This is a genomic window from Labrenzia sp. THAF35 (assembly GCF_009363595.1).
GTDB lineage: Bacteria > Pseudomonadota > Alphaproteobacteria > Rhizobiales > Stappiaceae > Roseibium > Roseibium algicola.
This window is the reverse complement of record NZ_CP045380.1, coordinates 5,453,516-5,467,939: the sequence shown is the minus strand read 5'-3', so window position 1 is coordinate 5,467,939 and position 14,424 is coordinate 5,453,516. Positions and strand designations below refer to the sequence as shown.

General features: G+C 60.1%; 13 protein-coding genes. 10 read left to right on the top strand and 3 right to left on the bottom strand.

All coding sequences use genetic code 11. The annotated features are described in order from the left end of the window. Window positions 1-18: 18 nt before the first annotated feature. Together FIU93_RS25145 and FIU93_RS25140 are read left to right on the top strand one after the other, a co-directional pair. Window positions 19-2,169, top strand: a complete 2,151-nt coding sequence (locus tag FIU93_RS25145; RefSeq protein ID WP_152507095.1) for an indolepyruvate ferredoxin oxidoreductase subunit alpha — start codon at window positions 19-21, stop codon at window positions 2,167-2,169. Further along, window positions 2,169-3,719, top strand: coding sequence for an indolepyruvate oxidoreductase subunit beta family protein (locus FIU93_RS25140; RefSeq protein WP_173017404.1), 1,551 nt, complete (start codon window positions 2,169-2,171; stop codon window positions 3,717-3,719). The genes FIU93_RS25145 and FIU93_RS25140 overlap by 1 nt, the downstream gene beginning before the upstream one ends. Before the next feature lie 358 nt (window positions 3,720-4,077). Here FIU93_RS25140 and FIU93_RS25135 read toward each other — a convergent pair whose 3' ends face one another. Continuing rightward, entirely contained in the window at window positions 4,078-5,211 is a 1,134-nt protein-coding gene (locus tag FIU93_RS25135; RefSeq protein WP_152507094.1) for an aminotransferase class V-fold PLP-dependent enzyme, read from the bottom strand. Between the two features lie 243 nt (window positions 5,212-5,454). Here FIU93_RS25135 and FIU93_RS25130 point away from each other — a divergent pair, with 243 nt between their 5' ends. The 7 genes from FIU93_RS25130 (at window position 5,455) to FIU93_RS25100 (ending at window position 11,902) form a co-directional block, all read left to right on the top strand. Continuing rightward, complete coding sequence (locus FIU93_RS25130; protein WP_209010228.1) at window positions 5,455-6,162, top strand: GntR family transcriptional regulator; 708 nt, start codon at window positions 5,455-5,457, stop codon at window positions 6,160-6,162. Window positions 6,163-6,192: 30 nt separating this feature from the next. Next, window positions 6,193-7,281: a cupin domain-containing protein gene (locus tag FIU93_RS25125; RefSeq protein WP_022997702.1), complete on the top strand. Its 1,089-nt coding sequence runs from the start codon at window positions 6,193-6,195 to the stop codon at window positions 7,279-7,281. A 74-nt stretch (window positions 7,282-7,355) separates the two neighbouring features. Beyond that, window positions 7,356-8,558, top strand: coding sequence for an ABC transporter substrate-binding protein (locus tag FIU93_RS25120; RefSeq protein WP_022997701.1), 1,203 nt, complete (start codon window positions 7,356-7,358; stop codon window positions 8,556-8,558). A 17-nt stretch (window positions 8,559-8,575) separates the two neighbouring features. Continuing rightward, window positions 8,576-9,349: an ABC transporter ATP-binding protein gene (locus FIU93_RS25115; RefSeq protein ID WP_022997700.1), complete on the top strand. Its 774-nt coding sequence runs from the start codon at window positions 8,576-8,578 to the stop codon at window positions 9,347-9,349. Further along, entirely contained in the window at window positions 9,346-10,065 is a 720-nt protein-coding gene (locus FIU93_RS25110; RefSeq protein WP_022997699.1) for an ABC transporter ATP-binding protein, read from the top strand. The genes FIU93_RS25115 and FIU93_RS25110 overlap by 4 nt, the downstream gene beginning before the upstream one ends. Continuing rightward, window positions 10,062-10,952 carry a branched-chain amino acid ABC transporter permease gene (locus FIU93_RS25105; protein ID WP_022997698.1) on the top strand — a complete coding sequence of 297 codons (891 nt, stop codon included), beginning with the start codon at window positions 10,062-10,064 and terminating at the stop codon, window positions 10,950-10,952. Before FIU93_RS25110 ends, FIU93_RS25105 begins: the two co-directional genes overlap by 4 nt. Then, window positions 10,952-11,902: a branched-chain amino acid ABC transporter permease gene (locus tag FIU93_RS25100; RefSeq protein ID WP_022997697.1), complete on the top strand. Its 951-nt coding sequence runs from the start codon at window positions 10,952-10,954 to the stop codon at window positions 11,900-11,902. The genes FIU93_RS25105 and FIU93_RS25100 overlap by 1 nt, the downstream gene beginning before the upstream one ends. A gap of 16 nt (window positions 11,903-11,918) precedes the next feature. Here FIU93_RS25100 and FIU93_RS25095 read toward each other — a convergent pair whose 3' ends face one another. Further along, a complete protein-coding gene (locus tag FIU93_RS25095) occupies window positions 11,919-12,377 on the bottom strand; it encodes an Lrp/AsnC family transcriptional regulator (protein WP_055659083.1) in 459 nt (152 codons plus the stop codon). A gap of 113 nt (window positions 12,378-12,490) precedes the next feature. On the opposite strand from FIU93_RS25095, the gene FIU93_RS25090 reads away from it, so the two are divergent. Continuing rightward, window positions 12,491-13,693: a methionine gamma-lyase gene (locus tag FIU93_RS25090; RefSeq protein ID WP_152507092.1), complete on the top strand. Its 1,203-nt coding sequence runs from the start codon at window positions 12,491-12,493 to the stop codon at window positions 13,691-13,693. A gap of 206 nt (window positions 13,694-13,899) precedes the next feature. On the opposite strand, the gene FIU93_RS25085 is transcribed toward FIU93_RS25090, so the two are convergent. Further along, entirely contained in the window at window positions 13,900-14,382 is a 483-nt protein-coding gene (locus FIU93_RS25085; RefSeq protein ID WP_152507091.1) for an Lrp/AsnC family transcriptional regulator, read from the bottom strand. Window positions 14,383-14,424 lie beyond the last annotated feature (42 nt).

Sequence of the window (14,424 nt, the reverse complement as noted above, 5' to 3'; positions counted from 1 at the left end):
TCGCGTAAGGAGGGGCCGATGGCCGAAAGGTCGTTCAAGGCTGAGGTAGAGCATCTTCGCAAGGGAACAGGAGACACCTTCACGGGTGAGGGTATTCTGGCCATCACCAAGGCACTCCTGGAAAACGGTGTCGGCTATGTCGGCGGCTATCAGGGGGCGCCGATCTCCCATCTGATGGATGTGCTGGCCGATGCGGAGGATCTTCTGGGTGAACTCGGCATCCGTTTCGAGGCCAATGCCTCGGAAGCCGCTGCCGCCGCCATGCTGGCTGCCTCCGTGCATTATCCCATTCGTGGTGCCGTCACCTTCAAGGGCTCTGTCGGCGTCAATGTCGCATCCGATGCACTCGCCAACCTGGCCTCGTCCGGCGTCAACGGCGGTGCGCTTGTCATCGTCGGCGAGGATTACGGCGAAGGCAGCTCCATCATGCAGGAGCGTTCCTACGCCTTTGCCATGAAATCCCAGTTCTGGCTGCTCGACCCGCGCCCGAACCTGGCATCCATCGTCAAATCCGTTGGCGACGGCTTTGCCCTGTCGGAAGCCAGCAATTCGCCGGTCATGCTGATGGTGCGCATCCGCTCCTGCCATGTCACTGGCCGGTTCGAAACCCGGGACAACTTTCCGCCGCCGCTGTCCGTGCGCGACGCGCTCTCCAGTCCGATGCGCGATTTCAAGCGCGTTGTCCTGCCGCCGATGTCCTATGCGCATGAGCATGACAAGATCGACAACCGCTGGCCTGCTGCTGAAAAGTTCATTCTGGAAAATCGTCTGAACGAGCATTTCGGCCCGGAAGAGGGCAAGGTCGGGATCGTCTGTCTCGGCGGCATCTACAACAGTGTCATCCGGGCGCTGCAACGGTTGGGACTTGCCGATATCAGCGGGAACACATCCATCCCGCTTCATGTGCTCAACGTCACCTATCCTCTGGTGAAATCCGAACTGCTTGAATTCTGCGCCGGCAAGGAAGCCGTGCTGATGGTCGAGGAAGGCCAGCCGGAGTTTATCGAGCAGCAGCTCGGGGCGATGCTCTACAAGGAAGGCCGGACGACGAAGCTGGAAGGCAAGGGTATTTTCCCGCGTGCGGGTGAATACACCGGCCAGATCATGCTCGACGGTCTGGATACCTTCGTTCGCCAGTACGCGCCCGAGCTTCTGCCGGGCAAGGTGCTGGCACCAAACGCACCCAAGCCGGAACTGCCGGATCTTTCCAAGACCGTGCCGATCCGTCCGCCGGGCTTTTGTACCGGGTGTCCGGAACGTCCGATCTTTGCCTCGTTGAAGATGGTGGAGCAGGAAGTCGGCCAGCATCAGATCACCGGTGATATTGGCTGCCATTTGTTTGCCTGCCTGCCGCCCTTCGAAATTGGCGGCTCCACCATGGGCTACGGCCTCGGGCCGGCCTCCAACGCGGCCTTTGACGGTGGCGGCGAGAGGCGTGCAATTTCGATCATCGGCGATGGCGGCTTCTGGCATAACGGCCTCAGCACTTCCATCGGCAACATGGTGTTCAACAAGTCCGACAGCGTCGCGATCATCGTAGACAACTATTATTCGGCGGCAACCGGTGGACAGGACATTCCCTCCAGCCGGGCGAAGAACAAGACCAAGTCGACCAACAACCCGATCACCAAGGCGTTGCAAGGAGCGGGGGTCAAGTGGATCCGGCAGATCGACCGGACCTATGATGTCACCCGGATGCGCGAAACCATTCGGGAGGCACTGACCACCGAGTATGATGGTCCGAAGGTGATCGTCGCGTCCTCCGAATGCATGCTCAACCGCCAGCGCCGGGAAAAGCCCCAGCGCAACAAGGCGATTGCAGGCGGCGAGCGGGTCGAGGTGCCGCGGTTCGGCGTCGATCAGGACGTCTGCACTGGCGATCACGCCTGCATCCGTCTGTCCGGGTGTCCGTCGCTTTCGCTGAAGAAACTGGATGACCCGCTGCGGGATGATCCTGTCGCACATATCGACCAGTCCTGCGTGGGCTGTGGCAACTGCGGCGAAGTCGCCGACGCCGCCATCCTGTGTCCGTCCTTTTATGAAGCGAAAGTGGTTCACAACCCGACAGGCTTTGAAGCCTGGTATGCGGGGCTTCGCACAAAGATCATTTCCTGGCTGCAGACGCGGCGGGCCGGCTCCCGTCTGACCTTTACCGGGGAGGGCGTGTGATGTCGCTTTCATTGCCACTGGAAGCCAGACCGGCAGATCCGGCGCTCGAAGGGATCATCAAACTCGCCATTCTGGCCGTTGGCGGTCAGGGCGGCGGCGTTCTGACCAACTGGATCGAGGGCCTGGCCAGGTCACAAGGCTATCATTGCCAGGCAACGAGCGTGGCCGGTGTCGCCCAGAGAACCGGTGCGACCATCTACTATATGGAGATGGCGCCGGGCGATGTCGCGGCCCCCGTCTTTTCGCTCGCGCCATCTGCTGGCGATGTCGACATTATCATTGCCGCGGAAATGATGGAGGCCGGGCGTGCGATCATTCGCGGTTTCGTGACCCCCGATCGCACCACGCTGATCGCTTCGACCCACCGCATGCTTGCGGTCTCCGAAAAAACCGTGCCGGGCGACGGCATGGCGTCTTCGGAGGAGGTAAAAGCGGCAGCTGAACTGGCTGCACAGAAGCTTGTTCTGGCTGATATGGATACGGCTGCCCTGAAAGTCGGATCCGTGATTTCCGCTTCGCTTTTTGGCGCACTGGCTGGCTCCGGTGCTTTGCCCTTCGAACGGGCGGCTTTTGAAGAGGCCATTCGCGCTGGCGGCAAGGGCATTGAGGCAAGCCTCAGGGCTTTCGCCGCAGGTTACGATCTGGCGAAAAATGGCGAAGAGCCGAAGGTTGAAGCCGCAAAACCGGCCAGGCAGGAAATTGTCAGACCGGCCGGGCCGGACATGGCGCAGAAGGCCTGGGCATCTCTGGAAGCAAAGGTCGCGGCTCTGCCGGAGCCTGTTCGCGAGATGGCGCGGGCGGGGCTGCAGAAAGTCGTCGATTTCCAGGATACCGACTATGGGGCGGAGTATCTCGGCAGGCTGGAAAGTCTCGTCAGCCGGGATAGCGCGGAGAAGGATTACGAACTCTCCCGCGAGGCTGCCAAGTACATTGCCAATGCAATGGCCTATGACGATGTCATTCGGGTTGCTGACCTGAAGACGCGGTCGCAGCGTTTCGACCGGATTGAAACGGAAATGCAGGTGAAAGACGGCAAGCTGATGCATTTGACCGACTATCTTCACCCGCGTGCGGAAGAAATCGTTGGTCTGCTGCCGGAAAAGATGGGCCGGAAGATGGAGAATGATCCGGTCTGGATGAACCGCATCGACCGCTGGTTCAACCGTGGCCGCCGCATCCGCACCGATAGCCTGCGCGGCTTTGCAATGCTCTATTTCCTCGGTGGTTTGCGCGGCTGGCGCCGCAAGACACTGCGCCACCGGATTGAGCAGGATCATCTGGAAAGCTGGCTGAAGATGGTCTCCGGTTACCTGCCGGACCGCTATGCCATGGCCGTGGAAACCCTGCGCTGCCGCAGGCTTATCAAGGGCTATTCCGACACCCATGCACGAGGCCTGTCGAAATTCGACAAGGTGCTGGCCGGCGCAAGGATGGTGGAAAACCGGAACGATGGTCCTGAATGGGTTGCCCGCCTGCGCGAAGCTGCCCTCAAGGATGAAAAGGGCACGGATCTCGACGGGGCGCTGAAGACGGTTGAGAGCTTCGTTTGAAGGAAGGGTGTCCCGGAACTCAATGACGGGACATACCCCTCGATTATCCCCCTGGCGAGCATAGCGGGACCCGGGGGGCTGCCCATTTCCAGAGTAACTGGGCTTCAAGACCGGTTCTCGTGAGATTGATGACGAAGCAGGCGGGGCGATACTTCGGGCGTTTTCGGGTCGGGCGGAGTGTGCAGCCCATCCTTCGAGACAGCGTTTCGCGCTTCCTAAGGATGAGGTTGGCGCAAGTTTGCGATTCAGAGAGGCAACTTTCCTGGCTGCTACACCCACGCCCTCGTCCTGAGGAGGCCGTCAGGCCGTCTCGAAGGATGGGGCGCTTGTGCTGGCTCCGGCGAAACGGCCTCCCGGCTCATCCTGCCAGTGCCTTCCCCAGTTCCACCACGACTTCGCGTGTGGCCTCTTCGCTCGTCTGGATGCCGGGGGAGAGCCGGAGGGTTGCGCCGCGGGTATCTGCGGAAAATCCGGCACCACGCAGATGGGTCAGCACTTGCACGGCTTGTTCTGGCGAAGCAAGTCCGAACATGAGACTGCCGCCACGATCTTCTTCTGATCTCGGTGTGAGCAGCTTCAGTCCAAGGTCATCCGCGCCATCGATCAGGATGCCGCAAAGGTGCCGGTTGCTGCGCAGGATGGACGCCCTGTCGGCGCTGGCATGCCACTTCAGGGCGGGCACAGAGGCGGCCGAAGGCATGATCGACGGGGTGCCGTTGTCGAAGCGGCGGATGTCAGAGGCATATTCGAAGGCGTCGATATCCCAATTGAACGGGTTGTCCTGGCTGAACCAGCCGCACAGCTCCGGCCTGCAATCCCGGATCAGGTCCGGGTGGACATACAAGATGCCGGCTCCAGGCGTGCCACACATCCATTTCAGACTGGTCGAGACCACAAAATCCACGTTCGGCGCCTCAACCGAATAGGGCAGGAGTCCTGCGGCCTGGGTGATGTCCACACCGATGATGCTGCCCATCGAGCGGCCATGGTCAACGAGGGTTTCCAGATCCGAGCGTCTTGAGGTTGTGGAGCTGACCCAGGTGATCAGGCAGAGCGCGACATCGCGGTCCCACTCGGCGATCATGTCTTCGTCAGCAACGAAATTTGCGCCCTGACGGGCCCGCACGGTTACCAGCTCGAAGCCGAGCCGTTCCTGCAGGCGGGTGAGAAGAAAGTGGTTGGAAGGGAAACAGTCTGCGGCCACCAGCACCTTGCGGCCACGCAGCAGGCCGTCCGGCAGCGCCCGCATGACCATGTCGACGCCCTGGGTCACGTTCTCGCAGGTCGTGGCGGACCCGGCGGGTGCATCGATGATCGCGCGCCAGTAATCGATGAACTCTCCGCGCTTGCCGAGCAGATAGGGCCACTGCTGATCGTTCGGAGCACTCCAGACGGCGGCCAGCTCCGCCATCGCGGCGCTCAATCCGGCTTCCTTGCCGGGATACTGGCCGATGGAATGATAGAGGAAGTAGCCGTCTTCCCTGGTCGTCATGCGGTCCCCCGAAATGTCGTTTCCTTCGGTCAATCGGGGTGCTGAAACAGATCCGTTTCCGTCTCAAACACGCTATTGACCGTCACCGGAATATTCGTATACAGTTTTTGAGATAGTTCAAGCTTAAAGGACTTTTCAAATGCCTGAAAATGGGTTGAATAGGCTGAGTGTCTGTTTAGGCTTGAATTGTTCTGTATACGAATTTGCCATGGTGACGAGGTTCGTGACAAGGGAGGCTTGCCGGTGACAGCAGGAAAATCAACCGCCTCCACTTCGGGTGCACAAAGCACCAGCGGACAGATCCACGACCTGCTCATGGGGCGCATCCAGCGCGGGGAACTTGGTCAGGATATCCGCCTTGTCGACACCGCTGTGGCGGCCGAATTCGGCGTTTCCCGCATGCCGGCTCGTGATGCCCTGATGCGTCTTGCCCATGAAGGCTATCTGGAACCGACAACGCGGGGCTTTGTGCTGCCGCGTCTCGACCACCGGGAAATTCTGGAAATTTTCGATCTGCGACGTCTTCTTGAGCCGCGGGCAGCCGCCATGGCAGCGCTCAGCCTGTCGCAAGACGAGTTGAAGGGACTGGACGACATCCTTGAGGATGCGGGTTCGGCTATGGCGGCGGGGGATACCGAGCATTTGCATCGGGCCTGCGAGATTTTCCGCAACAGCTGGATTGCCGCCGTGCCGAATGTTTCGTTGCGCAAGGCGCTGCAGCGCTACATGACCCAGGTGCAGGCCGTTCGCCTGATGACCTTTGCCCATCAGGCGAACCATCCGTTGATCGTTGCCGGTAACACCCAGCTTTACCAGGCTTTCTGCCGCCGGGACGCGGTTGCCGCAAGCGACCGGATCCTGCGGTTCGTTTTTGAAGGGGAGGCGGCCTACCTCGCAGCACATGAGGACGCCGGCAATCAGAACACAACATCCTCTGCACAGGCAGGCTGAAGCGGGGGTAAAGGGAGCGATGGACAGGACATGACGGAAACCCGCGCGGAAGTCAGACTACCGACCCAGGACCTTGCCAAGGACCTGCCGTTCTTCACCAAGAAGCTGAACATGCGGCTGGACATGATCTATCCGGCCGACAGCCCGGAAATTGCGGTGTTCTCCGGTCACGGCTTGCGCGTGCGGGTGGAAAAGGGTGCAAGCGAAGCACCAGGCACGCTGCGAATTCTGACGGAAAATCCGGATGAATTTGCAGATGGCGAGCGCCTGCTGGTCTCCCCGAGCGGGACACGTGTCGAGATCGACGAACTCAATCCACCGCTGGTGATGCCTGAAACCGAGCACGCCTTCGTGGTGCGCCGTCTGGCAGACCAGGCCCCATGGGTGATCGGCCGGGCGGGCATGTCCTATCGGGATCTTGTGCCGACACGGCTCGGTGGCGCCATGATCGCCTCGCATATCCGGGTTCCGGACGGACCGGTTCCGGACATGGTTCACTTCCACAAGGTCGGGTTTCAGCTGATCTTTTGTGTCCACGGCTGGGTCGATGTTCTTTATGAAGATCAGGGCGGCATGCGCCGTCTGAGAGCTGGTGACTGTTTCATCCAGCCGCCTGAAATCCGTCACCGCGTGATGCACGCAGCCGAAGGAATCGAGGTAATCGAGATCGGCGTCCCAGCCGAGCACATTACCGAGATTGACCACGAGATGACCCTGCCGACGCCCCATGAGCGGCCGGATCGGGAGTGGCAAGGACAGAAATTCGTGCACAGCCTGGCACAGGACGGCGTTTTTGAACCGTTCCGCATTCCGGGTTTTGAGGCACGCGACACCACCATCTGTGACAACACCCGAGGCGTGGCATCTGTTATGGTGGCTCGTCCGGTCGGGGAGGCCTCTCCCTGGACGCGTCATGACTGCGATATTCTATTCAACTTTGTGCTGGCAGGCGAAATGACCCTGGAGGGCGAAGGCAAAGATCCTTACCGCCTGTCTGCCGGAGACGCCTTCGTGATCCCGCCGAACATGGCGACGCGATACGCGGAAGCAACTGCCGACCTGGAACTGCTGGAAGTCAGCCTGCCGGGCCGGTTCGAAACGGAGGTCCTGCGCGACTGAAAAGACAAAGCCTGTCGAGGAGGAAAGAACAGGCTGTGCAGGAGTTCAAGGTCAAGCCATGAGGGGATGACAGCATGAGAAAATTGACGACAATTGTGGCCGCAGCAGCGTTGCTCGGCACGGGCACCGCCGCACTGGCGGACGACACCAAGATCGGTATCCTGATGGACATCACGGGACCGATCGCCAATTTCATTCCGCCGCTTCAAAATGCAGCCGATCTCGCGGTCAAGCAGGTGAACGAGCAGGGCGGTCTGCTGGGTGGCACGGCAGTTGCCGTCTACGGTGACACCACCGGCACCGCCCAGGGCGCGGTCGACGCTGCCCAGAAGCTGGTGAACGTGGAAAACGTGCCGATCATCATGGGTTCGCTTATGTCTGGCACCACCATTGCCGCTGCCGAAGCTGCAATCATTCCGGCGGGCGTGCCGCAGATCTCGCCGACCGCGACCTCTCCGGCCATGACTTTCCTGGAAGACAACGGACTGGTGTTCCGCATTGTGCCTTCAGACAACTATCAGGGTGAGATCCTCGCCAAGATGGTGATGGACGAAGGCATCAAGAAAGTCGCGCTCACCTTCGTCAACAATGACTATGGCGTCGGTATCGGCGAAACATTCATCGATGCCTACACTGAAGCCGGTGGTGAAATCGTCGCCGAGGCGAAGCACGAAGAAAAGAAGGATTCCTACCGTTCGGAACTTGCAAGCCTGGCCAAGGGTGATGCCGAGGCGCTGGTTGTGATCGCCTATGCCGGCGACAGCGGCGGCAAGATCGTCCGTCAGGCCATTGAAGGTGGCCTCTTCACCAAATTTATCGGCACGGATGGTCTTCGTGACGAACTGCTGATCCAGAACGTTGGCGCGGATGCCCTGAAGACCTCGTTCTTCTCCTCACCGACGTCTCCGGCTGAAAACCCGGCCCAGCAGTCTCTGCATGATGCCTTCAACGCCGAATTTGGCGAAGGTGCCGACAAGGCTTTTGTCGACCAGACCTATGACGCAACTTTCCTGGCTCTGCTGGCTGTTGAAAAGGCCGGTTCGACTGACCGCGCAAAGATTGCCGAAGCCCTGAAGGAAGTCGCCATGGCTCCGGGCGAGAAAGTCGGCCCGGGTGAATGGGCAAAGGCGATTGCGCTGATCAAGGAAGGCAAGGACATCGACTATGACGGTGCCAGCGGCTCCGCGGAGTTCGATGAAAACGGCGATGTCGGTGGCTATATCGGCAAGTTCGTCGTGGACGGCGACGGCTACAAGCAAGTCGAAATCGTCGAATAAGCCGAGCAGGCGACAGCGTGATTGAGCTGGACAAAATCTGCGTCGATTTTGGTGGTTTGCGGGCTATTGACCATGCAAGCTTCAAGATCGGCGCAGGCCGCATCACCGGCCTGATCGGGCCGAACGGTGCGGGAAAAACAACCGCCTTCAACGTCATTGCAGGTGCAATCCGGCCCAGTGCCGGCCGGGTGCTTCTGGACGGGAAGGACATAACTGCGCTCAAACCCCATCAACGGGCCAAGGCAGGCCTCGCACGCACCTTCCAGATACCTCACGAATTCGGGCATCTCTCGGTTCTCGAAAACCTGATGGCGTCTGCCTCGGCACCGGAAGGCGAGAATGTCTTCAACGTGATCTTCCGCCGCGGCCATTACCAGGCCGAGGAGCAGGAAATCTATGAGACCGCGCGGGACACTGTCCGCCTGCTTGAACTGGACCATGTCATCGACGAGAAGGCAGGCAATCTTTCCGGTGGTCAGAAGAAGCTGGTCGAACTCGGCCGCGCCCTGATGCGCAACCCGAAGATCATCCTGCTGGACGAGATCGGGGCCGGCATTAACCGCACACTTCTGTCCAAGCTGGCGGACAAGATCCTGATGCTGAACCGGGAGCGGGGCCTGACCTTCTGCCTCATCGAGCACGACCTCGACTACGTTTCCAAGCTGTGCGACCACGTGCTGGTCATGGCGCAGGGCACGCTGCTGACAGAAGGTTCGGTCGAAGACGTGCGTAACGACGAACGTGTGATCGAAGCCTATTTCGGCGGCGGAAAATACGAGGCGCAGCTATGACCGAGCGACTTTCCGTCACAAACGTCAGCGCCGGCTATGGCGGTCCGCCCATCATCGAAGAGGTCTCACTGACCGTTGAGCCTGGAGAGATCGCGGTCATTCTCGGGCCGAACGGCGCCGGCAAGTCCACCTTGCTCAAAACCATCTTCGCACTGACCACCGTCTCCGCCGGGTCGATCAAACTTGGCGCGAAGGAACTGGCGGGCTGCAAGACGTCCGCTCTTGTTCCGCTCGGTGTATCGGCAGTGCCTCAGACGAAAAACGTCTTTGCGACCATGTCCGTAGACGAGAACCTTGATGTCGGAACCTATGCAGCTCCACCAAAGGATAAAGCGGCGACGCGCGAACGTGTGCTCTCCCTGTTTCCCGACCTGCGGGACAAGTTGAAACAGCCTGCTGGCGAGCTTTCGGGTGGACAGCGGCAGATGGTAGCCATGGGCCGCGCCTTGATGAGCGACCCGAAGCTGGTGCTGCTGGACGAGCCGACAGCCGGTCTGTCGCCTGCCTATCTGGAGCGGATCTTCGATCTGCTTCTCGACATCCGAAAAACCGGGATCACGATATTGATGGTGGAACAGAATGCCCGCCAGGCTCTGCAGATTGCTGATCACGGCCATATCCTGGTGAACGGGCGAAACTATGCCAGCGGAACCGGCAAGGAGTTGCTGGCGGATGAAGACGTGCGTCGCCTCTTCCTCGGGGGAGCGGCTGCATGATCGAGTTCGTGAATTTCTATCTGTTCCCGGCGCTGGCCATCGGCAGCATCTACGCGCTTGGCGCTGTCGGGATTTCCATGATCTTCGGCATCCTGCGCTTTGCCCATTTTGCACACGGCGATCTGATGACCCTGGGCACTTACGGTGTGCTGGCCATGGCTGCCATCGTCCCGGTCAATCCGCTTCTGCTGATCCCCTTCGGCATGGCACTCACGATTGTCTCGGCGCTGCTGGTCGACCGCTATTTCTACAAGCCACTGCGCGAGCTGCCGACCATTTACACGGTGATCTCGTCCTTCGGCATTGCGCTGGTCTTCCGTTCGATCGTTCAGTTGGTCTGGGGTTCTCAAAACCAGGTGTTTTCGACAGGCGTTAAACCGCCGCTGGTCCTGTTCGATACCTTTCGGGTGTCGGTGCTGCATCTGCAGGCGGTGATCTCAACAGCGATCATTGCCGTGCTTCTGCATTACTTCCTGACCGTCACAAGAACCGGCCGGTCCATGCGGGCAGTTGCCGACGATCCGGAACTGGCCGAAGTTTCCGGTCTGGATACCGCCAAGGTCATTCGCTGGACGTGGATCATCGGCGCGGCTCTGGCGGCGATCGCCGGAACCTTTGCCGCTTTGAACACCAGTGCTCACCCCAATCTGGGCTGGAATCTGCTGATGCCTATGTTTGCCGCCGCCATTCTGGGTGGGATCGGCAAGCCGATGGGCGCCATGGCAGGTGGTTTCATCATCGGCCTGGCCGAGGAACTTTCTTCCTATCACTGGATCGGTGACGATGCGCTTATCTCCCCGTCCTACAAGACGGCGGTTGCCTTCGTCCTGATGATCGGCCTGCTCATCTTCCGGCCCCAGGGCCTCTTCAAGGGGAGGTTGCTCTGATGGAACTCACCGGTCTCTTTTTCTATGCGGTCAGCCTTCTGATCCTGGGTGGTATCTACGCTATCCTGTGCCTTGCCCTGAATGTGCAATGGGGCATGGGCGGCCTCTTCAACGCCGGCATCGCCGGGTTCTACGGTGTTGGGGCCTATACCTCGGCGATCCTGACAACCGCGGCCTCGTCCAAGCATCTCGGGGGCTTTGGCCTGCCTGTGCCGATTGGATTGATCGGGGCTGCGATACTCGCCGGGCTTGCCGGCTGGGCGGTGGCCAAGATCTGCGTGCGTCTCAAGAGCGACTATCTGGCGATGGCCTCCATCGGGATCGCCGAGATCCTGCGGCTGGTCATCGTCAACGAAAGCTGGCTCACAAACGGCAGTCTGGGCCTGTCCCGCATTCCAAGGCCTTTGGCGGATCTCACCACCGGGCGCATGGGGGACATTGTGTTTCTCGGCTTTGTCTGGTTCGTGGTGTTGCTGGTCTATCTGGCAGCCTCGCGCCTGCACGACAGCCCGTGGGGCCGCAGCCTGCGTGCGATCCGCGACAACGAGGCTTCGGCGGCGGCCGTCGGCAAGAACGTCGAGAAATTCAGGATCCAGACCTTCGTCATCGGTTGCGCCATCATGGGGATCGCCGGTGGCCTGTCTGCGCATTATTTCCGCTTCCTGTCGCCGACGGCCACCGATCCGCTATTGGTGACCTTCCTTGTCTGGGTGATGCTGATGGCCGGTGGCTCCGGCAACAACAGGGGTGCGATCCTCGGCGCCTTGACCATCTGGACGCTTTGGTCCGTGACGGAAATCTTCACCAACCGCCTGCCGCCGGAATGGGCGACCCGCAGTTCGTTCATCCGCATGCTGCTGGTGGGTCTGCTTCTGCAGGTGGTGCTGCAGCGTTTCCGGTCCGGACTGTTGCCGGAGAAATCGCCGCCAGTGAAATTCCGGCAGGAATAGCAACATTGCCGTAGGGTCAGGCGAGCGGTGGAAACACTGCCGTCTTCTTCACGGTGCCATAAACGAAACTGGTATCGATCGACGCGATGCCGCCGATCGGATGAATGCGGTTGCGGATGAAGGTCTCATAGGCTTCAAGATCCGACACCACCACGCGCAGCTGATAGTCCATCGCGCCGGTCAGCACGTGGCATTCCAGAACCTCCTCGATGGTCTGCATCCGGCTTTCGAACCGGCGCACATCTTCCTCGTTGTGGCGCTCCAGCCGGATGCGGACGAAGACGGTGATCGGCAGACCGTAGGCGGCAGCATCCACATCCACCGAAAACCCTTTGATCGCCCCGGAGGCTTCCAGGTTCCGGAGCCGGCGCAAGCAGGGTGAAGGGGAAAGGTTGACCGCTTCCGCCAGGTCCTGGTTGGTCATGCGGCCATCCCGCTGCAGCGCGCGGATGATCTGTCGGTCTTTCTTGTCCATTTGAAGCTCGATTGGCAGATTATGCTAATCTGAAGGCTATCACTGACAGATTTTGAAATCTATCACCCTCATGATTGGATCATATTGCTCAGGCTGAAATCAGGGAGACAGCCATGAGTGCCTACAAGGGTTTTGCCAGCCGTGCGATCCACCTCGCTTACAATCCGCTTGAAAACGAGGGGTCTTTGACACCACCGCTGCATCTGACCTCCACCTTCGTGTTCGAGACGGCGGAAGCCGGCGGCGAGATGTTCGCGGGCGAGCGGGCAGGGCATATCTACAGCCGCATTTCCAATCCGACGCTGGATCTTCTGGAACGCCGCATTGCGGATCTGGAAGGAGCAGAAGCCGGCCTCGCGCTTTCTTCCGGCATGGGCGCGATCACCGCGACGCTTTGGACGCTCGTGGCACCGGGGGACGAGATCATCGTAGACGAAACCCTTTACGGCTGCACCTTTGCCTATATGCGCCACGGCCTGACCAAGTTCGGCATCAAGATCACCCATGTGGACCTGACCGATCCGGAAAACCTGCGCACCGTCATTTCCGACAAGACCCGGGTTGTCTATTTCGAGACCCCGGCCAACCCGAACATGCGCCTTGTCGACATCAGTCACGTTTCGGAAATCGCCCATGAGGCCGGTGCAACGGTAATCGTCGACAACACCTATGCCACGCCTTATCTCACCCGCCCGATCGAACTTGGCGCCGACCTCGTTCTGCATTCGGCCACCAAGTATCTGGGTGGTCATGGTGACGTCGTGGCCGGTCTGGTTGCCGGACGGGCCGACCAGATCCAGGAGATCCGTCTCGTCGGAATGAAGGACATGACCGGTGCGGTGATGGCCCCGTTCAGTGCCATGCTGATCCTGCGCGGTTTGAAGACGCTTGCTCTGCGCATGGACAGGCACTGTGCGTCCGCGCAGAAAGTCGCCGAATGGCTGCAAGACCATCCTGCGGTCTCAAAGGTCTACTTCCCGGGACTTGAAAGCTTCGAACAGCACGAACTGGCGAACAGGCAGATGAGCCAGCCGGGCGGCATGATTGCCTTTGAACTGAAGGGTGGTCTGGAAGCCGGTATTTCCATGATGAATGGCCTCAAGATGATCCAGCGGGCCGTTTCCCTGGGCGATGCCGAAACGCTGATCCAGCATCCGGCCTCCATGACCCATTCCACCTACACCCCGGAAGAGCGCGCTGCCCACGGCATCAGCGACGGCCTCGTGCGCCTGTCCGTGGGCCTGGAAGACCTCGGCGACATCCTGGAAGACTTGGCGCAGGCCATGCCGCAGGTGCCTGTTGCGGCGGCAGCCTGAACTCAGTCAACGCCCAGGTCTTTCCACGGATCTCCAGATCCTCTCCTCCTCTCAACCTCATCCTGAGGAAGCGCGAAGCCCTGTCTCGAAGGATGGGCCCCACATTCCGGAGCAAGTGGCCCATCCTTCGAGAAGCGCGCAAACGCGCTCCTCAGGATGCGGGAGCGGTGGAAGTGAGAGCCGGGGAACGTGGCGGACAGCCCAAATCAGGGCGTCCTTGCGACACCGGATTTCACGCGCCGCAGCGGAATGGAGCTTTCGATGTTGGCGACACCGGGCACCTTGGTCAGCTTTCCGGTCAGGAAGGTTTCGAAGGCGGCGAGCCCGGTGGTTGCCACGCGCAGGAGATAGTCCCGGTTGCCAGTCATCAGCCAGCAATCAACGACTTCCGGAAACGCCTGAATGGCGGCTTCGAACTGGTCCAGGGTGACGTCGATCTGCTTGTCGAGCTGAACGGACACGAAGACCGAAACCTCGTAGCCGAGCTTCACCTCGTCGATCAGCGCGCAATATCCTGTCACGATGCCGCGGTCTTCCAGGTGCCTCAGGCGGCGGGCTGCCGGTGTCGCACTCAGGCCGATGCGTTCGGAAAGATCCTGAATTGAAATTCTGCCGTTCTGGCGCAGCTCCCGCAGGATCTGGATATCAAATGTGTCGATCGTGTCGGAAATCGCCAAGGAAGGCCTCATTCTTGGTGAAACTCTCCAAGACTTAGCCGAAAAGATTAGGAA